Source organism: Billgrantia ethanolica, from assembly GCF_021404305.1.
Lineage (GTDB): Bacteria > Pseudomonadota > Gammaproteobacteria > Pseudomonadales > Halomonadaceae > Halomonas > Halomonas ethanolica.
The window spans coordinates 35,557-61,137 of sequence record NZ_JABFTX010000005.1; the positions used below are offsets into that span (position 1 = coordinate 35,557).

28 protein-coding genes are annotated in these 25,581 nt (G+C 64.4%); 25 read left to right on the top strand and 3 right to left on the bottom strand.

All coding sequences use genetic code 11. The features are described from left to right. Window positions 1–24: 24 nt before the first annotated feature. From HOP53_RS19975 to HOP53_RS19995, 5 genes are all read left to right on the top strand, one after another. A complete protein-coding gene (locus HOP53_RS19975) occupies window positions 25–942 on the top strand; it encodes an NAD(P)-dependent oxidoreductase (RefSeq protein WP_234271631.1) in 918 nt (305 codons plus the stop codon). A gap of 4 nt (window positions 943–946) precedes the next feature. After that, window positions 947–1,810, top strand: a complete 864-nt coding sequence (locus HOP53_RS19980; RefSeq protein WP_234271632.1) for an intradiol ring-cleavage dioxygenase — start codon at window positions 947–949, stop codon at window positions 1,808–1,810. A 55-nt stretch (window positions 1,811–1,865) separates the two neighbouring features. After that, a complete protein-coding gene (locus tag HOP53_RS19985; protein WP_234271633.1) occupies window positions 1,866–2,456 on the top strand; it encodes a malonic semialdehyde reductase in 591 nt (196 codons plus the stop codon). Window positions 2,457–2,583: 127 nt separating this feature from the next. Beyond that, window positions 2,584–3,321 (top strand): sulfite exporter TauE/SafE family protein, encoded by a 738-nt coding sequence (locus HOP53_RS19990; protein WP_234271634.1) that lies wholly within the window; start codon window positions 2,584–2,586, stop codon window positions 3,319–3,321. A gap of 79 nt (window positions 3,322–3,400) precedes the next feature. After that, window positions 3,401–5,173, top strand: a complete 1,773-nt coding sequence (locus HOP53_RS19995) for an ABC transporter substrate-binding protein (RefSeq protein ID WP_234271635.1) — start codon at window positions 3,401–3,403, stop codon at window positions 5,171–5,173. A 21-nt stretch (window positions 5,174–5,194) separates the two neighbouring features. On the opposite strand, the gene HOP53_RS20000 is transcribed toward HOP53_RS19995, so the two are convergent. Beyond that, a complete protein-coding gene (locus HOP53_RS20000; protein WP_234271636.1) occupies window positions 5,195–6,001 on the bottom strand; it encodes an SDR family NAD(P)-dependent oxidoreductase in 807 nt (268 codons plus the stop codon). Window positions 6,002–6,406: 405 nt separating this feature from the next. Between HOP53_RS20000 and aroQ the strand changes: the two genes are divergently transcribed. The 7 genes from aroQ to HOP53_RS20035 all read left to right on the top strand — a co-directional run bounded on the left by aroQ (window position 6,407) and on the right by HOP53_RS20035 (window position 11,718). Next, complete coding sequence (gene aroQ, locus HOP53_RS20005; protein ID WP_234271637.1) at window positions 6,407–6,856, top strand: type II 3-dehydroquinate dehydratase; 450 nt, start codon at window positions 6,407–6,409, stop codon at window positions 6,854–6,856. Between the two features lie 200 nt (window positions 6,857–7,056). Continuing rightward, window positions 7,057–7,230: a periplasmic nitrate reductase, NapE protein gene (locus HOP53_RS20010; RefSeq protein WP_234261150.1), complete on the top strand. Its 174-nt coding sequence runs from the start codon at window positions 7,057–7,059 to the stop codon at window positions 7,228–7,230. A 7-nt stretch (window positions 7,231–7,237) separates the two neighbouring features. Beyond that, the gene (napF, locus tag HOP53_RS20015; RefSeq protein WP_234271638.1) at window positions 7,238–7,738 is read left to right on the top strand and encodes a ferredoxin-type protein NapF; all 501 of its coding nucleotides are present in this window, start codon (window positions 7,238–7,240) and stop codon (window positions 7,736–7,738) included. Beyond that, window positions 7,728–8,039 (top strand): chaperone NapD, encoded by a 312-nt coding sequence (locus tag HOP53_RS20020; protein ID WP_191223161.1) that lies wholly within the window; start codon window positions 7,728–7,730, stop codon window positions 8,037–8,039. Before napF ends, HOP53_RS20020 begins: the two co-directional genes overlap by 11 nt. Next, window positions 8,036–10,540 carry a nitrate reductase catalytic subunit NapA gene (napA, locus tag HOP53_RS20025; protein WP_234271639.1) on the top strand — a complete coding sequence of 835 codons (2,505 nt, stop codon included), beginning with the start codon at window positions 8,036–8,038 and terminating at the stop codon, window positions 10,538–10,540. The genes HOP53_RS20020 and napA overlap by 4 nt, the downstream gene beginning before the upstream one ends. 24 nt (window positions 10,541–10,564) lie before the next feature. Beyond that, window positions 10,565–11,053, top strand: a complete 489-nt coding sequence (locus HOP53_RS20030) for a nitrate reductase cytochrome c-type subunit (protein WP_234271640.1) — start codon at window positions 10,565–10,567, stop codon at window positions 11,051–11,053. Beyond that, window positions 11,050–11,718, top strand: a complete 669-nt coding sequence (locus HOP53_RS20035) for a NapC/NirT family cytochrome c (protein ID WP_010627483.1) — start codon at window positions 11,050–11,052, stop codon at window positions 11,716–11,718. Before HOP53_RS20030 ends, HOP53_RS20035 begins: the two co-directional genes overlap by 4 nt. 51 nt (window positions 11,719–11,769) lie before the next feature. On the opposite strand, the gene HOP53_RS20040 is transcribed toward HOP53_RS20035, so the two are convergent. Together HOP53_RS20040 and HOP53_RS20045 are read right to left on the bottom strand one after the other, a co-directional pair. Continuing rightward, entirely contained in the window at window positions 11,770–12,726 is a 957-nt protein-coding gene (locus HOP53_RS20040) for an AEC family transporter (RefSeq protein ID WP_234271641.1), read from the bottom strand. Window positions 12,727–12,776: 50 nt separating this feature from the next. Continuing rightward, window positions 12,777–13,562: an IclR family transcriptional regulator domain-containing protein gene (locus HOP53_RS20045; protein WP_234251304.1), complete on the bottom strand. Its 786-nt coding sequence runs from the start codon at window positions 13,560–13,562 to the stop codon at window positions 12,777–12,779. Window positions 13,563–13,717: 155 nt separating this feature from the next. On the opposite strand from HOP53_RS20045, the gene HOP53_RS20050 reads away from it, so the two are divergent. From HOP53_RS20050 to HOP53_RS20110, 13 genes are all read left to right on the top strand, one after another. Continuing rightward, window positions 13,718–15,091, top strand: coding sequence for a class-II fumarase/aspartase family protein (locus HOP53_RS20050; protein WP_234271642.1), 1,374 nt, complete (start codon window positions 13,718–13,720; stop codon window positions 15,089–15,091). 211 nt (window positions 15,092–15,302) lie between these two features. Further along, window positions 15,303–16,133, top strand: coding sequence for a 3-oxoadipate:acetyl-CoA acetyltransferase (locus HOP53_RS20055; RefSeq protein ID WP_234251302.1), 831 nt, complete (start codon window positions 15,303–15,305; stop codon window positions 16,131–16,133). Between the two features lie 259 nt (window positions 16,134–16,392). Further along, a complete protein-coding gene (locus tag HOP53_RS20060) occupies window positions 16,393–17,223 on the top strand; it encodes a CoA transferase subunit A (RefSeq protein ID WP_234271643.1) in 831 nt (276 codons plus the stop codon). Beyond that, window positions 17,223–18,011 carry a CoA-transferase subunit beta gene (locus HOP53_RS20065; RefSeq protein ID WP_234271644.1) on the top strand — a complete coding sequence of 263 codons (789 nt, stop codon included), beginning with the start codon at window positions 17,223–17,225 and terminating at the stop codon, window positions 18,009–18,011. Before HOP53_RS20060 ends, HOP53_RS20065 begins: the two co-directional genes overlap by 1 nt. A gap of 18 nt (window positions 18,012–18,029) precedes the next feature. After that, window positions 18,030–19,232 (top strand): 3-oxoadipyl-CoA thiolase, encoded by a 1,203-nt coding sequence (pcaF, locus tag HOP53_RS20070; protein ID WP_234271645.1) that lies wholly within the window; start codon window positions 18,030–18,032, stop codon window positions 19,230–19,232. Between the two features lie 76 nt (window positions 19,233–19,308). After that, complete coding sequence (locus HOP53_RS20075; protein ID WP_234271646.1) at window positions 19,309–20,508, top strand: alpha/beta fold hydrolase; 1,200 nt, start codon at window positions 19,309–19,311, stop codon at window positions 20,506–20,508. A 302-nt stretch (window positions 20,509–20,810) separates the two neighbouring features. Further along, window positions 20,811–21,143, top strand: coding sequence for a type II toxin-antitoxin system HigB family toxin (locus tag HOP53_RS20080; protein ID WP_202949071.1), 333 nt, complete (start codon window positions 20,811–20,813; stop codon window positions 21,141–21,143). Window positions 21,144–21,146: 3 nt separating this feature from the next. Then, window positions 21,147–21,518, top strand: coding sequence for a helix-turn-helix domain-containing protein (locus HOP53_RS20085; protein WP_010627502.1), 372 nt, complete (start codon window positions 21,147–21,149; stop codon window positions 21,516–21,518). A gap of 177 nt (window positions 21,519–21,695) precedes the next feature. Next, window positions 21,696–22,631, top strand: coding sequence for a pca operon transcription factor PcaQ (gene pcaQ / locus HOP53_RS20090; RefSeq protein WP_234271647.1), 936 nt, complete (start codon window positions 21,696–21,698; stop codon window positions 22,629–22,631). A gap of 131 nt (window positions 22,632–22,762) precedes the next feature. Next, entirely contained in the window at window positions 22,763–23,503 is a 741-nt protein-coding gene (gene pcaH / locus HOP53_RS20095) for a protocatechuate 3,4-dioxygenase subunit beta (protein ID WP_103969786.1), read from the top strand. Between the two features lie 30 nt (window positions 23,504–23,533). After that, entirely contained in the window at window positions 23,534–24,166 is a 633-nt protein-coding gene (pcaG, locus tag HOP53_RS20100; RefSeq protein ID WP_219793476.1) for a protocatechuate 3,4-dioxygenase subunit alpha, read from the top strand. Window positions 24,167–24,357: 191 nt separating this feature from the next. Then, window positions 24,358–24,516 (top strand): hypothetical protein, encoded by a 159-nt coding sequence (locus HOP53_RS20105; protein WP_158409647.1) that lies wholly within the window; start codon window positions 24,358–24,360, stop codon window positions 24,514–24,516. 167 nt (window positions 24,517–24,683) lie between these two features. Beyond that, on the top strand, window positions 24,684–25,310 hold the full coding sequence (locus HOP53_RS20110) for a glutathione S-transferase family protein (RefSeq protein WP_234271648.1): 627 nt from the start codon (window positions 24,684–24,686) through the stop codon (window positions 25,308–25,310). Window positions 25,311–25,581: the final 271 nt, after the last annotated feature.

Genomic DNA, 25,581 nt, shown 5'->3' on the forward strand with positions numbered 1-25,581 from the left:
AGCGCTATGACCACGACGAGCCCCATGACCACGTCGAACAAGGTGGCCTGGATCGGCCTCGGCAAGCTGGGCCTGCCCATGGCCGCGCGGATCGCGGCGGCGGGGACCCCCGTCCAGGGGTTCGACCTCAGCGCCGAGCGCATGGTCCTGGCCGAGCAGGTCGGCATCACTGCTCACCTGTCCCTGGCTACCGCCGTCGAGGGGTGCCGCCTGGTCTTCGTCTCGATTCCCGATGACCGGGCGCTGCTGGGCTTGCATCTGGGGCCTGACGGGCTGGTCGAGGCGATGGCCCCGGGCAGCGTGCTGATCGAGACCAGCACGGTGAGCATCGAGGCCTCCGCCCGGGTGGCCGAGGCCGCCGACGCGCGGGGCATCGCCTATCTGCGCAGCCCGGTGTCGGGGAACCCCGTCGCCGCCGAGTCCGGCACCCTGTCGGCCATGGTCTCTGGCCCACGTGAGGCCTTGGAGGAAGCCGTGCCGGTGATGGCCGCCTTCACCAAGGCCCAGTACTGGCTCGGCGACGCTGAGCAGGCCCGCTACGCCAAGCTGGCGATCAACCTGATGATCGCGGTGAGCGCCGGCATGATGGGCGAGGCCCTGGCCATGGCCCGCAAGGGCAACATCGGCTGGGAGGCGATGCTGGACCTGATGGCCGACAGCGCCGTCGGCTCGCCGATGGTCAAGTACAAGACCCAGCCGCTGAAGGATCGCGACTTCACCGCCACCTTCTCGGCCGCCCAGATGGCCAAGGACCTGGACCTGATCCTCGGCTGTGCCCATGCCGACGGTGTCGCCGTGCCGCTTGCCGCCCAGATGCGCGAGGCCTACAGCTCGCTGATCGGCACGGGCCACGGCGAGGACGACTACATCGCCACGATCCACCATACCGAGCGGCTGTCTGGGCTGCCGGCCTTCGAGAGCGCCACCGGCGCCAGGGAATGACGAGATGCGAAACCTGAATGCCGTGAACATCACGGATGCCGTGATCGAGCAGTTTTCCGGCTGCAGTGACGAGCGCCTGAAGCAGGTACTCAATAGCCTGGTCACCCACCTCCACGCTTTCATCCGCGACGTGGAGCCCACCGAGCAGGAGTGGACCCAGGCCATAGACTTCCTGACCCGCACCGGCCAGATGTGCGACGACAAGCGCCAGGAGTTCATCCTGCTCTCCGACACCCTGGGCGTGACCATGCTGGTCGATGCCATCAATCACCACAGCTCGGACCCCATGGTCTCCGAGAGCACCGTGCTCGGCCCCTTCTATGTGGCCGACCCGCCCGAGGCCGCCCAGGGCGAGTCGATCGACTGGAACGTCGAGGGGGAGCCCTTCTTGGTGGAGGGGCGGGTGCACAACGAGCGCGGCGAGCCCCTGGCCAATGTCGTTGTGGATGTCTGGCAATCGGACAGCGAAGGGTTCTACGACGTCCAGAAGGAGCTCGAGGGCGCCTCGCTGCGGGCCAGGTTCACCACCGATGCCCAGGGGCGCTATGCCTTCTGGACGGTGACCCCCTCGCCCTATCCGATCCCCACCGACGGCCCGGTCGGCAAGATGCTGGAACTCACCGGTCGCCACCCTTATCGCCCCGCACACGTGCACTTCATGCTGATGGCCGAGGGCTTTGACACCCTGGTGACCCAGGTCTTCGCCGAGGACGACCCCTATCTCGACTCCGACGCCGTCTTCGGCGTCAAGGATTCCCTGGTCAGGGAGTACCAGCTGCTGCCGCCGGGAAAGGCACCGGATGGACGGTCGATGGACGTTCCCTTCCGCCATCTGACCTATGACTTCGGCCTCAAGGCGAGCCGCTAGTCCCACTGCAAGACGACCCCCTGAAGCCAACACCATTCAGCAAGAGGAAAGCGACATGACGGCTATCGACAACACCGCGATCAAGACCCTGTTCACCGAAGCGCGAACCCACAACGTCTGGCAGGATCGTGACGTCAGCGACGAGACCCTGCACGAGCTCTACCGCCTGATGCACTTCGGCCCGACCTCCATGAACTGCCAGCCCACGCGTATCCTCTTCCTCAAGAGCCAGGAAGCCAAGGAGCGTCTCAAGCCCGCGCTGCTGCCCGGCAACCAGGAGAAGACCATGAAGGCACCGGTGGTGGCCGTGCTGGGCTTCGACACCGAGTTCCACGACCACCTGCCGCGCATGTTCTCCCACAACAAGGACGCCAAGTCGCTGTTCGAGGGCAAGCCGGACTTCATCCACGCTACCGCCTTCCGCAACAGTTCCATCCAGGGCGGCTACTTCATCCTGGCGGCGCGTGCGCTGGGCCTGGATGCCGGGCCGATGTCCGGCTTCAACAATGCCGCCGTCGATGAGGTGTTCTTCCCCGACGGCAAGGTGAAGAGCAATTTCCTCTGCAACCTGGGCTATGGGGATGTCGAGGCGCTCTTCCCGCGGCAGGAGCGCTTCGCCTTCGAGGAGATCTGCGAGGTGCTGTAAACCCGCTTCCGGGAGGTGGCACTCGGTGCCGTGAGGCATGCCCTTCATGGGCGACAATGCCATGCTCCGATTGGGCCGTGTTCGCCACGGCCCTTTTTTTCTATCTGGTCAGAGAGCAGAGGCCCGCATGCTGTACGACTGGCAGTTCATCGTGTTGCTCATCGTCGCCGTGCTGATTACCGGCATCTCCAAGTCGGGCTTTGCCGGCGGCGTCGGGGTGGTGGCGGTGCCGCTGATCTCGCTGAAGGCCAGCCCGGTCTTCGCCGTGGCCGTGATGCTGCCCTTGCTGATCGTGATGGATCTGTTCAGCCTCAAGGCTTGGTGGCGGCACCGGGTAGGTCCCGTGCTATGGCTGATGTTTCCCCCGGCGGTGCTGGGGGTGGCGGTCGGCTACCTGACCTATGGCCGCTTCGACGAGGCGCTGCTGAAGGTGCTGCTGGGGGTGTTCTCGATCCTGTTCGGCCTGTGGGGGCTGCTCAAGCCCTTTCGCGGCAGGGTTCTGCCCACCTGGGCAGGTGCGCTGAGCGGCGGTGTCGCCGGCTTCACCAGCTTCATCGCCCATGCCGGGGGACCGCCGCTCAATTTCTATCTGCTGCAGTGCCGGCTTACCCGGGAGCAGTTTCTCGCCACCGCGGTGGTCTTCCTGGCCGCCACCAACCTGGTCAAGCTGGTGCCCTACGGCATGCTGGGCCTGCTGAACGTCGAGAACCTCACCATCGCGCTGCTGCTGATCCCGGTGGCCTGGCTGGGGGTGCGCCTGGGGCTGGTCATTCAGAAGCGCCTGAGCGGGGAGCTCTTCTTCCGGGTCATCCTGGTCCTGTTGCTCCTGCTGGGCATTCGGCTGATCGTCGACGGCTTGGGGTAGCCGAGCTGGCGCCGCGTTTGCCGTCAGTGTCTGAGGGGCGCTATCTTGGTGAACCCCCTTCATCCTCCTCGAGGCGATCATGAGCGACCTCCCTGACGAGAGCCATCCCGAGGGGCCCTACGACAGACTTTCCCAGACGCCGAGGCCCAAGCTTTCCAACACGGAGCTCTCCCGTTTCATCGATTTCATCGAGAAGTTCGAGGAGGAAACCGAGCATGCCCTGTCGCTGAGCCACGGCTACCGGGAGATGCGCATGATGCTCCACCTCATGCGCAACCATCTGGCCGGCCGGCTGACGACGCCCACCTCACTGGCGGCTGCCTCCGGGCTCTCCTACGGCACCGCCAAGCGCGGGATAGAAAGCATCGTCAAGCGCGGACTGATCCTGTCACGGCCCAGGACGAAATCGGGCAAGACCGTCTCGCTGCATCCCTCGCCCATGATGATCGAGGAGTGGGAGGCCTATGCGCACCGTATCAAGGGCTTGCTGGGCCCCCTGTTCGGCGTGGACCCCGAGTCGGATACCGGGCGACGGATCTTCCTCGATGCGGCCGCGACGGATCGCGTGATCTCTCCGCCGGCGGTACTCTCGGCGCGGCTCGAGATGAAGGGTGGGCTGCGTGGGCTCATCCACGCCGATCCTACCTTCATGGCAATGCATAACCTCAAGCAGCAGCTGGAATCCATTTTTGGCCTGGAAATCCACAACTCCGCCAGGTCCATCGATGACCTGCTCGAGGCGATCCTGGTCAACGCCGGCCGGGCCAAGTCCCGCTACGACCTGGTGGCCTGCGATCTGCCCTGGTTCGGCGAGCTGGCCTCGAAGGGCATCCTGATGCCCCTCGACCGCTTCATCCGCCGCGATGCCTACGACCTCTCCGACTTCCATCCTGTCGCCGTGCAGAGCACGCGATACGCCGGCCAGCAGTACGGTATTCCCCTGCAGACCACCCCGGAGCTGCTCTGCTACAGGAAGGACCTCCTCGAGGAGGCGCAGCTTGAGCCGCCGACGACGACCGAGGAACTGATCAAGGCGGCCAGGCGGCTGCACGATCCCGCCAGGGGGCGGTATGGCATTGCCTGGAATGCCGCACGAGGTACGCCGCTGGGCCATACCTTCAGCTTCCTGATGGCCAAGTTCGGCCAGCCGATCGTCAATCTTCGCCGCTGCGAGGGGGGCTACGATTATCAGCAGGCCTCTGGAGAGGATCTGCGGCCGATGTTCCAGTCGGATGCCGCCTACCGGGCCTGCGAGTACATGCTGGACATCCTCAAGTACTCGCCCCCCAACATCCTCAACATGGCGTGGTATGAACGTGCCCAGTCCTATGCCACCGGCGAGTCCTGCATGGCCTATTGCTACACGCTGCTGGCGCCGCTCATCGAGTTTGATCGCAAGTCACCGGCCTGGGGCAAGACGGGTTACCTGCCGCATCCGATCGGCAACCATGGCCGTGCCATCACCCCGATCGGCGGCTATGCCCTGGCCATTCCCGCCAACCTCTCCGAGGAGCGGGTCGAGGCCGTCTGGACGGCCCTGCGCCACCTGACCTCGGCCAACATGTCCAAGCTCTATATCCTGAACGGCAGCCTGGTGACGCCGCGCTTCAGCGTCAGCCGCGACCCGGAGGTGTCGGCGCTGTCGCCGCTGATCGAAATCGTGGATGACATGGCGAGAAAGGACATCCTGCAGGCATGGCCGAGGCCTCCCGTGCCGGGCATCACCGATCTGATCAACATCGCCGGACAAGAGATCTTCGAGGTGCTGGACGGGCGGCGTTCCATCAAGAAGGCCCTGTCCTTGGCGCAGGACAGGGCCGATAGGGTAATGCAGGACAGAGGGTTCTACTGATCCATCTGCAGGCTGGTTACATCACTGTAGAATCATGCCGCCGTCGATCATCAACAGTTGGCCGGTCATGTAGTCCGATTCGGAGCTGGCCAGGAAGGAGGCCGTGCCGACCACGTCTTCCGGGTAGGAGTAGCGCTTCATCAGGATCATCTTCGCGGCGAGTTCGTCCATGGACTGGCCCTGCTTGTCGAACTTGCCGATGCTGACCAGGTCCTTGTCGAGCTGCTCCCAAAGCTCAGTGCGCACAACGCCAGGACCATAGCCGTTTACGGTGATGTTGTGATCTACAAGTGCCTTCGCCCCGCCATTGATCATGGCCAGTACGGCGTGCTTGCTGCAGGAGTAGGGAACCACGTCATCGAAGGCCTGCCGGGAAAGGATGGAGCCGACGTTGAGGATCTTGTAGGGGCCGTGCTCCTTGCCCTGTTCAATCATCTGCTTGGCGGCTTCCTGCATGCCGATCAAGCAGCCCAGCGCATTGACGTCCATGATCTGATGCCAGTTTTCCTCGGTGATATCGAGGAACATCAATGGCTTGTTGATGCCGGCATTGTTGACCATGACATTGAGACTGCCGAAAGCCTCAACGGTGGCCTGGACGGCCGCTTTCATTTGATCGCGATCCGTCACATTGAGCTTGACCGAAATGGCTTTCCCGCCGTCCCTTGCGTTAATGCGCTGGGCCACTTCCTCGCAACCCTCGATGTTGAGGTCGGCCACGCAGACATTGGCGCCCTGGGCGGCATAATGTTCGGCAACGGCTGCCCCCATGCCGCGTGCGGCGCCGGTAATCAGGCAGTTCTTTCCTGCTAAACGTGTCTTATCCATCTGAACACCTCTTGGACTTGTTTAAGGTGGGGGCATGTCAGAAAGCCATGCCTCAGTTGACATTTTTTTACGACGAATATTCTCTTTTTTCAGGGGCAACCTATTGCCTCCTGTCGATTTAAGCCTGGCGCAACGAGGTCCGAAATCGCCTTGCTATCACGTATTTTCTATAGCGCTGGGGTGGAATTACAGCTGATGGAGAGGGCAAAATAGCCAGATTGGATTTTTTCCAGTATCAAGTGATGTCTAATTGGAAATTCGTTATTGTTTTTCCGCGGCGACCAGGAGTGACGGCCACGCTCCGCCTTGCCGTATGAAATCATGGATACAGAATTTCTTGATGATGGTGAGGCGCGTTGGCTGCTCTCTGCAGAAGCCCGCACGATACGTTATGGAGATTGGCGTATGATTCAGAACAAGGTCCTGGTACTGCACGGCCCCAACCTCAACCTGCTCGGCAGCCGTCAGCCGGAAGTCTATGGGTATGAGACCCTCGACGACATCAACAACTCGCTCTACGAGAAGGCCGCCATCAACGGCTGGGACATCAAGGCGCTGCAGAGCAACCACGAAGGCGTGCTGATCGATGCCATCCACTCCGCCCGCGAGGACGGCACGGCGGCGATCATCATCAACCCCGCCGCCTATACCCACACCTCGGTGGCCATCCTCGATGCCCTCAACGCCTTCGACGGCAAGGTAATCGAGGTGCATCTCTCCAACGTGCACAAGCGCGAGAGCTTTCGCCACCACTCCTATGTCTCGCTGCGCGCCGATGGCGTGATCGCTGGCCTCGGCAGCCAGGGCTACCTGGCGGCGCTGGATGCAGTGATCAATGCCGCCGCCCAGACGTGAAGACCCAGACCTGACGACCTAGACGTGAAGGCCTAGAGGTAAAGCTGATCGGCTGTTTATCTGCCACTGACGTAACGGGCCCGCCCACACAAGCGGGCCCGTTACGTATCTTTTTGTAACAAGCACTTGGGATGCTGGAATATTAGCTACCCTGACATCAGGAGGCTCAATAATAACTAACGGGTAATAAGGGGAGAGGCATGGAAGACCCGGATACCATGGCGCCCGAGGAGCGGAAGAAAAAGGAGTTCAAGCTGTTCCTCTTCATCGCCATCCTGCTGTTTCCCATCCTGGCGATAGCCGTTGTCGGCAGCTTCGGCTTCTCGGTATGGATTTACCAGACCTTCACGGGCCCGCCCGGGCCGCCGAGCTGAGGGTCGTATGCACAAGGCGAACAATCACAATACACGTCGCCAGTTCTTTCGCTCTCTCGGCGGTCATGGCCCGATCCGGCGGCCACCCTGGTCCGACCATGACTTCACCGAACGCTGCGTGCGCTGTGCGGCCTGTATCGAGGCCTGCCCCGAGGGTGTGCTGTTCCATGGCGGCGGCGGTTATCCCGAGATCCGCTTCGACCAGGCGGGCTGCTCGCTGTGTCGCGCCTGCGTCGAGGTCTGCGAGGCAGACGTGTTCGACACCCAGCGCCCCGCCTTTCCCTGGCGCGCCCATATCGAGAGCCACTGCCTGGCGCTGGCCGACATTCACTGCCAGAGCTGCCAGGACGCCTGCGAGTGGCAGGCTATCGTCTTTTCCCCCCAGTTGGGGCGCCCGCCCAAGCCGCGCCTGAACGGCGAAGCCTGTACCGGCTGCGGGGCCTGCCAGGCCCTGTGCCCCAACCACGCCATCACAATGACAAGCGAGGAGATGGCCCATGCCGAATGAAACCCTCCACATCGCCAGTCTGCTGGTACATGTCCGGCCCGAGCACGCCCGGGAAGTGACGCGATGGCTGGCTGCCCAGCCCGAGAGCGAGGTCAGCGCCGAGGATCCCAGCGGCAAACTGGTGGTAGTGGTGGAGAGTTTGCGCGAGGCGCGGATTCTCGAGCTGATCGATGCGATCCAGGTGCGGCCAGGCGTACTGGGAGCGGCGCTGGTGTATCACCAGGTACTCGATCCCGCGTCTGCCGATGAACCCGCCGATCCCGTCTCATCCCAAGCCGCTGCAGAAGGAATGCCGACATGAAGATGACGCGTCGTGAATTCGCCAAGGCCAACGCAGTGGCCGTGGCGGCGGCCACTGCCGGTATGGCCATTCCGGCCGGCGCCACCAACCTCATCACCAACGCCGACTTGACGCGGCTGAACTGGAACAAGGCGCCCTGCCGCTTCTGTGGGGTGGGCTGCAGCGTCATGGTGGCCACCCAGGGCAACCGTATCGTGGCCACTCACGGTGACATTCATTCGGAGGTCAACCGCGGGCTCAACTGCGTCAAGGGCTACTTCCTGTCCAAGATTCTCTACGGTCAGGACCGCCTGCAGCAGCCGCTGCTGCGCAAGCGCAACGGCGTTTACGACAAGCGCGGGGACTTCGAGCCGGTCTCCTGGGACGAAGCCCTCGACCTGATGGCCGACAAGTTCAAGAGCGCCATTCGCGAGCACGGACCCGAGAGCGTGGCGATGTTCGGCTCCGGCCAGTGGACCATTTGGGAAGGCTATGCCGCCAGCAAGCTGTTCAAGGCCGGGCTGCGCTCCAACAACATCGACCCCAATGCGCGGCACTGCATGGCCTCGGCGGTGTTCGCCTTCATGCGCGCTTTCGGCTCCGACGAGCCCATGGGCGTCTACGACGACATTGAGCACGCCAACGCCTTCGTGCTGTGGGGCTCCAACATGGCGGAGATGCACCCGATCCTCTGGACCCGGGTCACCGACCGGCGGCTCTCCTATCCCGAGACCCAGGTGGCGGTGCTCTCCACCTTTCAGCACCGCAGTTTCGACCTGGCCGACATCCCCATGGTGATGAAGCCCAACGCCGACGTGGTGATCCTCAACTACATCGCCAACCACATCATCCAGACCGATCGTGTCGACCGTGACTTCGTCGAGAATCACACCAACTTCGTGCGTGCGGTGGACGACATCGGCTACGGCCTGCGCGACGAGCATCCGCTGCAGCAGGCGGCCGCCAATGCCGATAATCCCAACCGCTGGACGGAGATGAGCTTCGACGAATTCGCCGACCACGTCGCCGACTTCACCCTGGAACGGGCGGCACGGGAATCCGGGGTCTCCGAGAGCCGCCTGGAGCGGCTGGCCGAGCTCTATGCCGACCCCGACATCAAGGTCATGTCGTTCTGGACCATGGGGGTCAACCAGCACACCCGCGGCGTATGGGTGAACAACCTCATCTACAACCTGCACCTGCTCACCGGCAAGATCTCCGAGCCCGGCAACAGCCCCTTCTCGCTGACCGGCCAGCCCTCTGCCTGCGGTACCGCCCGCGAGGTGGGCACCTTCGCCCATCGCCTGCCGGCGGACCGGGTGGTCACCAACCCCGAGCATCGCCGCGAGGCGGAGCAGATCTGGAAGCTGCCCGAGGGCACCATTCCCGAACGCGTCGGCTTTCATGCCGTGGAGCAGAGCCGCAAGCTCAAGGACGGTGCGATCAAGGTCTACTGGACCCAGGTCAACAACAACATGCAGGCCGGGCCCAACACCCAGCAGGAGATCCTGCCGGGCTGGCGCAACGAGGAGGCCTTCGTCATCGTCTCCGACATCTACCCCACGGCCTCGGCCCAGGCCGCCGACCTGATCCTGCCGGCTGCCTCCTGGGTCGAGAAGGAGGGCGCCTTCGGCAACTCCGAGCGGCGGACCCAGTTCTTCCATCAGCTGATCGATGCCCCTGGGGAGGCGCGCTCCGACCTCTGGCAACTGGTGGAGTTCTCCAAGCGGATCGACGTCGCCGACGTGTGGCCGAGCGAGCTGCTCGACAAGGCCCCCGAGTACCGCGACAAGACGCTGTTCGAGCTGCTCTATGCCAACGGCCAGGTAGACAGCTACCCGCTCTCGGACATGGAAGAGGGTTACGCCAACCAGGAGGCCGAGGCGTTCGGCTTCTATATCCAGAAGGGGCTGTTCGAGGAGTACGCTCGCTTCGGCCGCGGCAAGGGCAAGGATCTCGACGCCTTCGATAACTACCACCAGAACCGCGGCAAGCGCTGGCCGGTGGTGGACGGCCAGGAGACCCTGTGGCGCTATCGCGAAGGCTACGACCCTTACGTGGAAGAGGGCCGGGGCGTACAGTTCTACGCCAAGCCCGACGACCGCGCGCTGATCTTTGCCGTTCCCGACGAGCCGCCGCCCGAGTCGCCGGACGAGGAGTACCCCTACTGGCTCTCCACGGGGCGGGTGCTCGAACACTGGCACACCGGCTCCATGACCCGCCGTGTGCCGGAGCTGCATCGTGCGGTACCGGCGGCGCTGCTCTACATGCACCCGGAGGATGCCCGCGCAGAGGGCATGCGGCGCGGCAGCGAGGTGAAGGTGATTAGTCGTCGTGGCGAGGTGCGCCTGCGGGTGGAGACCCGCGGCCGGGTCACGCCACCGCGGGGGCTGGTCTACGTGCCCTTCTTCGATGCCAACCGGCTGATCAACAACGTGGTGCTGGACGCCACGGACCCGATCTCCAAGCAGACGGACTTCAAGAAGTGCGCGGTTCGTCTCGAACTGGTCAGCCTGGCCTGAGGCCGAGACAGAAGGAGAAATGCGATGAAATGGCTCACTATGCTCAGTCTCTCGCTGGCGCTGGTCGTTGCCGGACTGGTAATCGCCGAAGAGCATCGGGACGATTCGGCACCGGACGGCTTGCGGCCGGGCGGTACCCTCAGCCAGTCCCTGCCGGCACCGCCGTTGGCCGGCGAGCCCCGGGACGCCGGGCGCGAAGTGCTCAACTACCCGGAGCAGCCGCCGGTCATCCCCCACGGCATCCGCGACTATCAGGTCGATACCCGGGCCAACCGCTGTCTCACCTGCCACAGCCGCGAGCATGCGGTTCAGGCCGGTGCGCCCATGGTCAGCATCAGTCACTTCCGCGACCGCCACCAGCAGGTGCTGGCGGCGGTGTCGCCCGACCGCTACTTCTGCACCCAGTGTCATGTGCCACAGACCGATGCCAGCCCCATCGTTCCCAACACCTTCCTCAACGTCGACGAGATGCTGGGAGAAATGCTCCAGCAGCGTGAGGGAGGTGGCCAATGAAGCGCTGGTTGATCACCTATTGGCGTATCCTGATGCGCCCCAGCATGCACTTCAGCCTGGGGTTCCTGACGCTTGGCGGCTTCATCGCCGGGATCTTCTTCTGGGGCGGCTTCAACACCGCGGTGGAGGCGACCAATACCCAGCAGTTCTGCATCTCCTGCCATGAGATGGAGCGCAATCCCTACCGTGAGATGCAGGGCAGGATCCACGACGTCAACCGCTCCGGGGTCGGCGCCCAGTGTGCCGACTGCCATGTGCCCCACGGCTGGACGCACAAGATGGGGCGCAAGATGGAGGCTTCCAAGGAGGTGTGGGGCTGGATCTTCGGCACCATTCGCACCGAGGAGCGGTTCGAGGACAAGCGGCGCGAGCTGGCGGAAAGGGAGTGGGCCAGGCTGGAGGCCAATGACTCGCTGGAGTGCCGCAACTGCCACGACTTCGAGTCCATGGACTTCACCCAGCAGAGCTCACGCGCCGCGCTTGCCCACTCCACCACCCTCGCCGACGGAGAGGCAACCTGCATTACCTGCCACAAGGGCATTGCCCACGAGCTGCCTGACATGAGCGAGTTCTATCAGAGTACCGCCACGGGGCTGCCCGGCATCGAGTCCTGGGTCGCTCACTTGAAGCGGGATGCACCGGTGCCGGGCTACCCGGCCGATTGAGCGAGGTGGGGAGTTCTAGCGTAACTGAGACGGGGGCGCTGGTCGCTAGCCTCAGGCAGTGGGCAGCAGCCCAACGCTCTTGATCGCCCAGATAGCCACGCTCAGGGTCACGAAGGCGGATAGGGTGGCGACCATCAGCGTGGCGGCGCTGACACCGGCCATGCCGTAGCGTTGGCCCAGCAGCGGGAAGACGCTGATCATGGGCGCACAGGCAAACAGCAGCGCCCCGGCCAGCAGCATGGGGTCCGCTTCCGGTATCAGCAGGAACACGCCGAGCACCGCCAGCGGGTGCAGGATCAGCTTGCCCGCTACGATCTGGCCTACGTCGTTCATCATGCCGCGCACCTGGAGGCCAAACAGGGTGCCGCCGATGACGAACAGCGCCGCGGGGCCGGAGGCGTTGGCCAGCATGTCGACCGCCTGGGCCAGCGGCCGGGGCAAGGCGGTGTCGGTCACCGCCAGCAGCAGGCCCAGCGCCAGCCCTACCAGAATGGGGTTGCGTATCAGGCGGAAGAGGGTCTTGCGTGCCACCGTGGCGAGACCGGCGCCGCGCTGGCGGCCTACCTCGGCGAGAATCAGCGCCATCGGAATGATCAGCAGGTTCTCGATCAGCATGTTCAGCGCCAGGAAAACCGCCGCCGGAGAGGCACCCAGCACCATGGCCGCCACCGGAAAGCCGATGAAGCCGCTGTTGGAGGCCGACATGCCCAGGGCGTGAATAGCCCCTTCGCTGAGCGGCTTGCGCTGCAGGCCGAGGGTCAGCAGCAGGGCGAAGGCGAACACCGCCAGCGAACCGAGGCCATAGGCCAGCAGGTAGTGAGGTCGCAGGACCTCGTCGAGGGGATTCTGGGTCACCGCGCGGATGACCAGCGCCGGCAAGGCGAAGTAGAGCACGAAGATGGTGATCCCCTGCAGCTGCTCCCGATTCACCAGTCGCGTGCCCATGGCCAGGTAGCCGGCCCCGATCAACAGGAAGATCGGGGTGGTGATGGCGAGTATTTCCAGCATGCACCCTTCCTGGCATGGGGTGGGTTAGACGGCGTTTCGCCTTGCCATGCTCAACTTACCGTTTCCCTAATCTCCCGCGCCTTTCTCTGCAGCAGCGGCAAGTATTCCCGCATCAGGGTGTCGAGATCGACCCGGGCGGCGTTGGTGCTGATGTTGATCGCGCCGAGCAGCTTGCCGTTGGCGTCGAAGGCCGGTACCGCCAGCGAGCGCAGCCCCGAGTCGAGTTCTTGATCAGCAATGGCGTAGCCCTGCTGGCGCACCTTGAGAATGCACTTCTTCAGCAGCGCCTTGTCGGTCACGGTCTTGTCGGTGTGGCGCTCCAGGGTGACCCGCTCGAGGAAGGCATCGAGTTCGGCGTCGGGCAGTTGAGCCAGCAGCGCTCGGCCCATGGAGGTGTGCGCCGCGGGCAGGCGGGTGCCAACCGAGAGGGTGATCGCCATCAGCCGATGGGGGGCCGAGGAGCGCGCCACGTAGGTAACGGCATCGCCGTCGAGTACGCCCAGGGACGAGGATTCGCCGCTTTCTGCGGTGATGTCCTCCAGCACCTGCTGGATCACGCTACGATAGTTGTTGGCAGAGAGAAAGGCGTAGCCCAGTTGCAGCACCCGTGGGGCCAGCTCGAAGTAACGGCCCTGCTTTCTCACGTAGCCCAGCGCGTGTAGCGTGAGCAGGAAGCGCCGGGCGCGGGCGCGGTTCATGTCGGTGCGTGCCGCCACCTCGCTCAGCGTCATGCGCGGGTTGGCCTCGTCGAAGGCCAGAATGACCTCGAGGCCGCTGGCCAGGGCGGTCACGAAGTCGCGGTCGTCTGGGCTGAGAACCTCTTCCTCTGGTGTCATTGTCGTTCCGTTATCGTGAGTTGCTCCCGGGTCGCCCCCAATCTAGCATAGTGTTCGAATCACGAACACTTGTTCGACTATAGGCTGAGCGACTGGCAAGACCAAGTCGTGAGTCCGAGCCCTGATGACCGGAAACATGTTACCGGAGACATGATATGTCCGACGCCCTGCTTCAGCATCCCTTCATGAGCCAAGCCGCGCTGAATGAGTGCAATGCCCAGGCCATGGTGGCCGGCATGCTGGCCTTCGAGCTGGCCCTGGCCGAGGTGCAGGAGGCGCGTGGCCTTCTGCCCGAAGGTGTGGCGGCGCAGATGCGTCAGGCACTCGAGGGACACGCCTTCGATATCTCGTCCATTGGCGCCGGCGTGGCCAGCGGCGGCAACGCGGCGATCCCCTTCGTCAAGCAGGCGCGCGCGGCGCTGCCCGCCGAGCTGCGGCGCCATTTTCACCTCGGCGCCACCAGCCAGGACGTGATCGACTCGGTGCTGATGCTGATGCTCAAGCCGCGCTTGGCAGCGCTGGATGCGCTGCTGCGACGCTGCCGTAGTGCTGCGGTCGAGCTGATGCAGGCTCACGAAACCACGGTGATGGTGGGGCGCACCCTGATGCAGCAGGCCCTACCGCTCACTTTCGGCGTCAAGGTGGCGCACTGGGGCATCGGCCTGGAGCAGGCGCGCCGTCGTCTTGCCACCCTCGAGCTGCCGGTGCAGTTCGGTGGTGCGGTAGCCGTGCACTCGGGTTTGGACGGGCCGGGCTTGGATGGGCAGGGACTGGATGGAACCGATCCGAGCGGGCTGGGCCTGGAACTGATGGATGCCCTGGCGCAGCGCCTCGAGCTGAGCGTTCCGGTGCTCCCCTGGCACACCGACCGCCAGCCGATCCATGCATTGGCCACCGCGCTGGACGCCGTGGCCTGCGCCGCCGAGAAGCTGGCGCTCGATGTCGCGCTGCTGACCCAGACCGAAGTGGGCGAAGTGAGCGAGCCCGGCGGCGAGGGCATGGGCGAGTCCTCCTCCATGCCGCACAAGCGCAACCCGGTGCGCTGTGCACTGATTCGCGGCGCGGCGCGGCAGGTCCACGGCCATGTCTCGGTGATCCTCAATGCCCAGGCCCAGCCGCTGGAGCGCGGCCTGGGCGAGTGGCACGCCGAGTGGACGCCGCTGCTCGACAGCGCGCTGCTGGTGGAGGGGGCCCTGGAGCAGGCCGCTGTGCTGCTCGAAGGGCTCGAGGTGCACCCCGAGGCCATGCGCCGCAACCTGGCCGTCACTGGTGGCGGCATCATGGCCGAGCCGGTATTGCGCCTGCTGGCGCCCACGCTGGGCCAGGACGCGGCCAAGCGCATCAGCGCCGAGGCTGCCGAAACGGCCCGCCTGCAGGGCGTGGCCTATGCCGAGGCGCTGCAGGCTCACCCTGAGCTGCAAGGGCAGGTGGAAGCGCAAGCGCTGCGCCAGGCAACCGATCCCGCCTTATACCTTGGTAGTAGCCAAGCGCAAGTGCGCCGCGCCGCTGCTTGGCTTCAGCGCGAATAATGTGCTGAAAACCCATCGATTGATGACACCCGACGAGGGGAGGCCTGGCCTCCCCTTTGTTTTTTTGCACGCTTGCCGATTTGACCGCAGAGAGACAGGGCGCTAGATTGTTCGTATTGCAAAATTAAGTTCGTTATACGAACTTTTCGAAATCTTCTCAGACATTGATCCGTCAACGTCTGGCTGCGTCCCGGTTCCTCGAGAGGTCATCATGTCCAATCCCTGCATTATCTGCGTTGCCATTACCGGCAGCTTGCCGCGCAAGGAAAACAACCCCGCTGTTCCCATTACCGTCGAGGAGCAGGTCGAGAGTACCCAGGCCGCCTTCGAGGCCGGGGCGACGATCGCTCACTGCCATGTGCGCAACGATGACCAGACGCCGAGCTCGGACCCCGAGAAGTTCGCCCGCTTGATGGAAGGGCTAAGAAAGCACTGCCCGGGCATGATCATTCAGCTCTCCACCGGCGGCCGCTCCGGCGCCGGCGAGGAGCGCGGCGGCATGCTGCCGCTCAAGCCGGACATGGCCAGCCTCTCGGTGGGCTCCAACAACTTTCCCAACCGCGTCTACGAGAACCCGCCGCAGCTGGTGGAGTGGCTTGCCGACGAGATGCTCAAGTACGCCGTGAAGCCAGAGATCGAAGCTTTTGACCTGTCGCACATTCACCAAGCGGTGCAGCTTTCCAGGCAGGGCAGGCTCAAGGCGCCCCTTTACGTCCAGTTCGTGATGGGGGTCAAGAATGCCATGCCGGCGGACAAGCCGACCTTCGACTTCTACATCGAGACCCTGAAGCGACTGGCTCCGGATGCCCAGTGGTGCGGTGCCGGCGTCGGTTCCAACCAGCTTTTGCTGAATGAGTGGTCGATCGCCGCGGGCGGTCACACCCGTACCGGCCTGGAAGACAATGTGCGGCTCGACCGCGACACCCTGGCGCCCTCCAATGCCGCCCTTGTCGAGCGTGCCGCCGCACTGTGTGAAAAATACGAGCGTCCGGTGGCTACGTGGCAGCAAGCCCGCGAGATCCTCGGTCTGGCCTCTAACTGAGACCAGCGGTGTAGGTGTCTTGGTTATACCTTGGTAGTGGTTCGGGCTGAGGGGTGTTGCGCTCAGTCTCGCGGCTTTCTCACCTTTTGCTCGATATATCAACCTATTAAGAGTATCGGTCAGCCGCGAGCTTGGCTGCCTGAAGTGTTGTTTCAGCCACCTTGAATTTGACGGCGGGAATGCTGCGGGGGTAATTTGTTCGCATCACAAAACAAAGTTCGTTATTCGAACTTCAGCGAGAGCGCCCAGGAGACATATCATGGCCGAGTTCCTGAGCCTGCATGACGCGGTGGCCCGCTACGTCGAAGACGGTGCCACCGTGGCCATGGAGGGTTTCACCCACCTGATTCCGTTCGCCGCCGGTCACGAAGTGATCCGCCAGAAGAAGCGCGACCTGACCCTGATCCGCATGACGCCGGACCTGGTCTACGACCAGATGATCGGCGCCGGCTGCGCCAGGAAGGTGATCTTCTCCTGGGGTGGCAACCCCGGCGTGGGCTCGCTGCACCGCCTGCGCGACGCGGTCGAGAAGGGCTGGCCGCACAAGGTCGAGATCCTCGAGCACAGCCACGCCGCCATGGCCTGCGCCTTCGAGGCCGGCGCCGCCGGGCTGCCGCTGGCCGTGCTGCGCGGCTACGTTGGCAGTGAGCTGCCCAGCGTCAACGACCAGATCAAGTTCATCGAGTGCCCCTTCACCGGTGAGCGCCTGGCCGCGGTGCCGGCGGTGCGCCCGGACGTCTCCATCGTCCACGCGCAGAAGGCCGACCGCGCCGGCAATGTGCTGGTGGAAGGCATCGTCGGCGTGCAGAAGGAGGCGGTGCTGGCGGCCAAGCACAGCATCGTCACCGTCGAGGAGATCGTCGACGACCTGCGCGCCGAGGCCGACTATCACCCCAACGCTTGCATCATCCCGGGCTGGGCCATCAGCGCCATCGCCGTGGCCGAGAAGGGCTCGCTGCCCTCTTATGCCCACGGCTACTACCCGCGCAACAACGCCTTCTACAAGGAGTGGGACGGCATCGCCCGCGACCGCGACACCTTCACCCGGTGGATCGAAGAGAACGTCATGAAAGCAGGGGGGAACGCCTGATGAGTACTGTCGATAAGGGCTTGGACTACACCTCGGCGGAAATGATGACCGTCACCGCGGCCCGCGCGCTGGAGAACGGCATGACCTGTTTCGTCGGCATCGGCCTGCCCAGTGAGGCGGCCAACCTGGCGCGCCTGACCCATGCCCCCGATGTGGTGCTGATCTACGAATCCGGCACCCTGCAGACCAAGCCCGACGTGCTGCCGCTCTCCATCGGCGACGGTGAGCTGGCCGAAACCGCGCTCACCACCGTTTCCGTGCCGGAGATGTTTCGCTACTGGCTGCAGGGCGGCAAGATCGACGTGGGCTTCCTCGGCACCGCCCAGATCGACCGCTACTGCAACCTCAACACCACCCTGATCGGCGACTACCGCGAGCCCAAGGTGCGCCTGCCGGGCGGCGGCGGTGCGCCGGAAATCGCGACGAACGCGGGTGAGGTATTCATCACCCTGAAGCACTCCAAGCGCGCCTTCGTCGATCGGGTCGACTTCGTCACCACCCTGGGCTTCGGCCGCGACGGCAAGGGCCGCGACGGCGTGCCCAACATCGGCAAGGGACCGACCCGGGTCATCACCGACCTGTGCGTGATGAAGCCCGACCCCGAGACCAAGGAGCTGGTGGTGGTTTCGCTGCACTCTGGCGTGAGCCGCGAGGACGTGATCGAGGCCACCGGCTGGGAGATCCGCTTCGCCGACACCCTCGAGGCCACGCCGGAGCCGAGCGCCAACGAACTCGAGATCCTGCGTGAATTGAAGGCTCGCACCGAGCGCGCCCATAGCGTTCAGTAAGCCGAACAGGAGAGTCCCATGACCGACGTATTCCTTTGCCACCCGCGGCGTACGGCCATCGGCCGCTTCGGCGGCACCCTGGCAAGCGTGCGCCCCGACGACTTCGCCGCCACCATCTTCAAGGCGGTGCTGGCCGAGGCACCGGATCTCGACCCGGCCGCCATCGAAGAGGTCTTCATGGGCTGCGCCAACCAGGCCGGCGAGGACAACCGCAACGTGGCGCGTATGTCCGCCCTGCTGGCGGGCCTGCCCACCTCGGTGCCCGGCACCACCATGAACCGCCTGTGCGGCTCCGGCATGGACGCGGTAGGCACCGCCTTCCGCGCCATCAAGGCCGGCGAGATGGAGCTGGCCCTGGCCGGCGGCGTGGAATCCATGTCCCGTGCGCCCTACGTGCTGGGCAAGGCCGACAGCCCCTTCTCCCGCGGCCAGAAGATCGAGGACACCACCATCGGCTGGCGCTTCGTCAACCCGCTGATGAAGAAGGCCTACGGCATCGACTCCATGCCGGAGACCGCCGAGAACGTGGCTGAACAGTTCAACATCTCCCGCGAGGACCAGGACGCTTTCGCCCTGCGCTCCCAGCAGAAGGCCGCCGCCGCGCAGAAGGCGGGTCGCTTCGCCATCGAGATCACGCCCATCGAGATCCCCCGGCGCAAGCAGGAGCCGCTGGTATTCGATACCGACGAGCACCCGCGCGAGACCACCCTGGAGAAGCTGGCCGGGCTGCCGACGCCGTTCCGCGAGGGTGGCAGCATCACCGCCGGCAACGCCTCCGGCGTCAACGACGGTGCCGCCGCCATGCTGGTGGCAAGCCAGGCCGCAGTGGAGCAACATGGGCTCAAGCCCATGGCCCGCATCATCGGCATGGCCACGGCCGGCGTCGAGCCGCGCATCATGGGCTACGGCCCGGTGCCGGCGGTGCGCAAGCTGCTCGAGCGCACCGGCGTGACCATGGACGAGATCGACATCTTCGAGTTCAACGAGGCCTTCGCCGCCCAGGCCCTCGCCTGCACGCGGGACCTGGGGCTCGCCGACGACGACCCGCGGGTCAACCCCAACGGCGGCGCCATTGCCCTGGGCCACCCGCTGGGCATGTCCGGCGCCCGCCTGCTGCTCACTGCCGCTCACGAGCTGCAGCGCACCGGCAAGCGCTACGCGCTGTGCACCATGTGCGTGGGCGTGGGGCAGGGTATTGCCACGCTGATCGAAAGGATCTAAGCGAGACTGAGATTGGAACCAGGGCCGGCGGTGAGGAACTGCCGGCTTTTCCCGTTGCACTGCAGGGAGAAGGAACATGGCATTTCTAACCATCGACGGCCGCAGCGTCGCCTATCGCCTGCTCGGCCCCGAGGCGCTGCCGCTGGTGGTGCTGGCGCATCCGCTGGGCATGAGCCAGGCGGTGTGGGACGAGCTGCTGCCGGCGCTGCTGCCACGCTACCGCGTGCTGACCTGGGACCTGCCCGGCCACGGGGCCAGCCAGGCCTGGCCGGCCGAAGGCGGCGAGATCACCCCGGCGACGCTGGCCCGCGAGGCGCTGGCGCTGGTCGAACATGCCGGTGCCTCGCGCTTCCACTTCGTCGGCACCTCCATCGGCGGCGTGGTCGGCCAGCAGCTGATCAGTGAGCACGCCGAGCGGCTCTACTCCGTAACCCTGACCAACACCGGCGCGGTGATCGGCAATGCCGAACTGTGGAGCACCCGCGCTGAGCGCATTCGTCAGGAGGGCCTGGCGGCCATGGCCGAGGAGATCGTACCGCGCTGGTTCGCGCCGGCCTGCTTCGAGGCCGAACCGGCGCTCAAGGCCGGCTGGTGCACCCAGATGGGCCGCGGCGACGACGAATCCTACGCCCGCCTGTGCGAGATGCTCGGCCGCACCGACTTCCGCGGCAAGCTGAAAGGGCCGCTCGCCGAGCATCCGGGCATCGGCGTGCACCTGCTCGGCGGCAGCGCCGACGTGGCCACCCCGCCGGAGACCCTGCAGGCCCTGGCCGCCGAGTGTGGCGGGGCGCCGCTGGAGATCCTCGAAGGCATTGCCCACGTGCCCTCGGTGGAGGCGCCCGCCGCCATGGCCAAGCGGCTGCTGCTGTGGATGGCCAGCGAGCGTGAGGACGTCGGCGAGCATGGCGTGAGCTATGCCGAGGGTCTCGAGACCCGCAAGCAGGTGCTCGGCGAGGAGCACGTCGCCCGCGCCAGCCGGAACGCCAACAGCCTCGACGCCCCCTTCCAGCAGATGATCACCCGGCTGGCCTGGGGCGAGCTGTGGAGCAACGACGACCTCACCCGCCGCGAACGCAGCCTGATCACTACCGGCATCCTCGCCGCCCTGGGCCGCGAGGAGCTCACGCTGCACCTCAAGACCGCCAAGCGCATCGGCCTCAGCGAAGCGGAACTGCGCCAGGTTCTGATGCACGTGGCGATCTACGCCGGCGTACCGACGGCGAACCATGCGTTTGCGTTGGCCAAGGAGCTGGGCTGGGGCGAGGAGCTAGGCTGACTTGGGGCAGAGGCAGGAAGTCGTCCGAGCCTTCCTGCCCGGTTCACGTTCTTGTGACGAGAAATAAAAAAACCCGCGCAACTTGAGCGTGAGGACCGAAGTCCACATAGGCTTGGCGGGTGTATTGAGGCCAATTCTAGGCGTACCGATATTCGGGATGCAAGGTTTCTACGGCTGCCTTTGTCTGGCGTCTTCCATGCGTTGGCTCATCTCGCGAGCTTCGTATAACCGGGGCTGGGTAAGTGGCATCACCATGATTTGGTAGAGCGGTGGGGCAGCGTAGGGAACCACTCGCCTTGCGCATGGTCCCATATTGGGACATCATTGGCGCTATGAGGATCATCGCCATCAAGTATCTGCGTGACTTTTGGCGGCAACACCCCGATGCCAAGGCGTCATTGGAAGCTTGGGTCGATGAGGTGAAGCATGCCGAATGGAAAGATGCGCATGACATCAAGGCCAAATACCGCAGCGCCAGCCCTGTGGGCAACAAGCGTGTGGTGTTCAACATCAAAGGTAACGACTATCGACTGATCGTCGCCGTTGCCTACCGATTTGGCGCGGTCTACATCAAGTTCATCGGCACGCACGCGGAATATGACAAAGTCGATGCCGAAACCGTAGAGATGGAGTAACCCATGGATATTCGCCCCATTCGTACCGAGGACGATTATCAGGCCGCCCTGCGGGAAGTTTCTGGCTATTTCGATAATGAGCCGGAGCCCGGCACCGAGGAAGGCGACCGCTTCGAGATCCTCCTGACGCTGATCGAGGCCTTTGAAGCCAAGCACTTTCCCGTGGACCTGCCGGATCCCATTGAGGCGATTAAGTTTCGCATGGAACAGCAGGGGCTCACGCCCAAGGATCTCGAGCCCGCTCTTGGTCGTCGCAATCGCGTCTATGAGATCCTGAATGGCAAGCGGAACCTGACCCTCGCCATGGTCTGGAAACTACACGACATGTTCGGTATTCCTGCCGAGAGCCTGATCAAGCCACCTCACCATGCCTGATAGTCAGTTTGCGCATAGACTGATTCATCAGCAAAGAGAGTGCACAAGTCGCACCATCCGAACCGGCCGCCTGGCCGGTTCGGCTTTCCATGGTCGTCATTTCGTTCTTCGGGTACCTTCTGATATTCGCTGCTAGTCGCTGATAGTTGGCTCGCCTTACGCCAGTAGGAAAACCCCATGCTCAATGCCCGTATCAAGCTGCGCCATCTGCAGGCCTTCCTCGAGGTGGCCCGCCAGCGCAGCTTCGCCCGGGCCGCCGAGCGGCTGGCGATCACCCAGCCGGGCATCTCCAAGACCATTCGCGAGCTGGAAGAGAGCCTCGGTGCTTCACTGTTCGAACGCACGCCCCAGGGCGTGGCGCTGACCCAGGCGGGCCTGACCCTGCTGCGCCATGCCGGGCCGGCCATGCGCGCGCTGGAAGAGGGCGTGGCCGCGGTGGGCGACGTGCGCCTGGGCGCCCACGACCTGCGCGTGGGGGCGCTCTCCACGGTGGAGAGCCGGCTGCTGCCCGAGGCCATCCGCCGTTGGCACGCCGCGCCCGGCGGGCAGAACGCGGTGGGCGTCAACGTGGTAGTCGGCGCCAGCGCCTTCCTGCTCTCGCGTCTGCGCCGCGGCGAGCTCGATCTGGTAGTAGGGCGCATGACCGAGGCCCGCGAGATCCGCGACTTGGCCTTCGAGCATCTCTACTACGAGCCGCTGCTGCTGTGTGTGCGCCGCGGCCACCCGCTGGCCGGCATCGCGCCGCTGGAAGCCGCCCGGCTGGGCGAATTCCCCTGGGTGCTGCCGCCCCTGCAGACCACCCTGCGCCAGCAGGTAGACAGCTTCTGCGTGCGCCACTCGCTGACGCTGATGAGCCAGCGGCTGGAGACGCTCTCGCTGCCCATCAGCCGTCACTACACCCTGGAGAGCGATGCCATCTGGGTCGTGCCCGAAGAGGCCGTGGCCGAAGACCTGGCGGCGGGGCGGCTGTGTCGCCTCGGCATCGAGCTGGAACCCCGCGGCGGTTCCGTCGGGCTGTGCTACAACGCCAGCATGCAGCCCTCGCTGGCGCTGGAGGCCTTCTGCGAAGTACTGCGCGAAGTGAGCGCCGAGCGCGGCGCCGGGAGCAATTGAAAATAGCGTCATAGCGGCGGTGCAGCATAACCCAACGGTTATGAGGGGTGCCCGAGTCGTCAATTGGCGGGCCTTTGGCGAGAGGCCACACTGGGCGAGACAAGACCACTCTCCCCAAGAGACGACACGCCATGCAAGATCACAACAAGCGCTTCGTGGAGCGCGACCGTAACTGGCACCCCCCGGCCTACGCCCCCGGCTACAAGACCAGCGTGCCCCGCTCGCCGCAGCAGGCCCTGGCCAGCATGCAGCAAGCCACCGCTTCCGAACTCACCGGCCCCGACTTCCGCCACCTGCGCATGGGCCCCCACGACAACGACCTGCTGCTCAACTTCCGCGAAGACCCGTCGCTTTCGGGCGCGGCCGGCCTGCCGGTGGGTGAGCGCATCATCATGTTCGGCCGCGTGATCGACCAGTTCGGCAAGCCGGTGCCACACACCCTGGTCGAGATGTGGCAGGCCAACGCCGGCGGGCGCTACCGTCACAAGAACGACCGCTACCTCGCTCCGCTCGACCCCGGCTTCGGCGGCGTGGGCCGTACCCTCACCGACGAGCAGGGCTGGTACCGCTTCCGCACCATCAAGCCCGGCCCGTACCCCTGGCCCAACGACCCCAACAGCTGGCGCCCCTCGCACATCCACGTCTCGGTGATGGGCCCCTCGATCTCCACCCGCCTGATCACCCAGATGTACTTCGAGGGCGATCCGCTGATTCCGCTGTGCCCCATCGTCCACACCATCAAGGACCCGGCCGCGGTCGAGACCATGATCGGCCGCCTCGACATGGCACGCAGCAAGCCCATGGACTGCCTGGCCTACCGCTTCGACCTGGTGGTACGCGGCGAGCTGCAGACCTATTTCGAAAATCAGTAAGCGGGTTCGAGAATCAGTGAGGGAAATCACATGAAACAGCCAAACAGCGTCCCCACCAGCGAGCTGATGCTGCGCGAGACCGCCTCCCAGACCGCCGGGCCCTACGTACACATCGGCCTGGCCCTGGCCGCCGCGGGCAACCCGACCCGCGACGAAGAGATCTGGAACGAGATGGCCAAGCCCGGCGCCGAGGGCGAGCTGATCGAAGTCGTTGGCACCGTGATCGACGGCAACGGCGACCTGGTACGCGACGCTTTCCTCGAAGCCTGGCAGGCCGACGCCAACGGCGTCTACCAGCCCGAGTTCGACCTCAAGAAGCCGTTCAACAGCTTCGGGCGCACCGCCACCACCTTCGACCACGGCAGCGAATGGTCGCTGAAGACCGTCAAGCCCGGCCCGGTGGCCCACCCCAACGGCCAGCTCATGGCGCCGCACATCAACCTGGCGATCTTCGCCCGCGGCATCAACATCCAGCTGCAGACCCGCCTCTACTTCGAGGACGAAGCCGAGGCCAACGCCGCCTGCCCGGTGCTCTCGCGCATCGAATCGCCGACCCGCCGCCAGACCCTCATCGCCAAGCGCGAAGAAGCCGACGGCAAGGTGCGCTACCGCCTCGACATCAGGCTGCAGGGCGAAGGCGAGACGGTGTTCTTCGATTTCTGATTCTCCATCACCGCAGCGAATCCGCCCCAAGAGGGCCGCAAGACACCGAGAGCCGGCACACGTGCCGGCTCTCGGTTTTTTTGGCCATTGGCATGACGCAGGTCATGCGACTAAAGGCGAATAAGTTAGACCAAAGTCTAAATTTCGGGTATTCTGTTAGCATCCTCATGAAGTAACCGAGATACCCAGCCATGACCACCCAGACGCTTTCCCACACCGCAGTCGCCACCCAAACCAGCGCTCCCCTGATCAAGCGCATCGGCTCTGCCGCGTACCGTCTGCTCGAGCGGATGAGCGAAGCTGCCTACCGCCAGCATGCGCCTCGTCTGCGCAACAACTACTACCTCTAACGGGTAGTAGTGCCTGGCCGAGTCGGCCCGGTAATCAGATACGACGAGAAGAGCCAGCGCCTGCGCTGGCTCTTCTCGTTATGGAGTGTCGATAGCGCGCGACCCCGTTCGATGAGTTCCGGAAACAGGCGAAACGGCAGATGCCAGCCAATCGATGGAGCCGGAACATGATGAAACTCTACGGAACGCCCCCGACCCGTACCCTGCGCGTGATCTGGATGCTCAACGAACTGGGCCTGGAGTATGAACAGGTCCCGGTGTATCTCATGCAAGGTGAGCACCTCAAGCCAGATTTCCTTGCGCTCAACCCTGCCGCCAAGGTTCCGGTGCTGGTCGACGGCGACCAGATCATCACCGAGTCGGCTGCGATACAGCTCTACCTGGCCGAGAAATATCCACAGGCGGGTTTCATCCCCAGCGCTGTGGAAGAACGCGCCCAGATGTACCGTTGGATCTTCTTCCTGATGACCGAGATCGAGCCACCGCTGTGGCGCATTGCCCGCCACACCTTCCTCTACTCGGACGAGATGCGCATACCTCAGGACGTCGACCTGGCCAGGCAGGAGTGCAGGGAGATGCTGGCGGTGCTGGAGCGGCACATGCAGGAGCACGAGTACCTCGTCGGCGACCGGCTCAGCGTCGCCGACTTCAACGCCGCCTACACCTTGGACTGGGCCAACGAAGAGAACTTGCTCGACGCCGCCCCGCGGCTGAGGGAGTTCCTGAAAACGATGTACGCCCGCCCCACGGCGCCGCCCTCCATCGCCGTAGCGTTCGCGGCAATGGAGAGTTAGGTCGCCCGGAGGTTGTTGAGCTGTTGTACCGAGAGAGCCAGCCATTGCGCTGGCTTTCGGCTTTTTGGCATTGCGTTGACGTAGGTGGCTGGTGTGGGGCTGAGCAACCGTCTAGGCTGATTGTATGTGTTCGTTTGTAAGCTGAAATGGTGGCGGTTGCTCTGGGCTGAATAAAAGCTAATGGCAGCTAACGACCCAAAGCGGTCATGCTGGAAAAGGCAGTATGCGCGTTCGAGTAGATTATTGATCACGCTATCTAATACCTAGTATT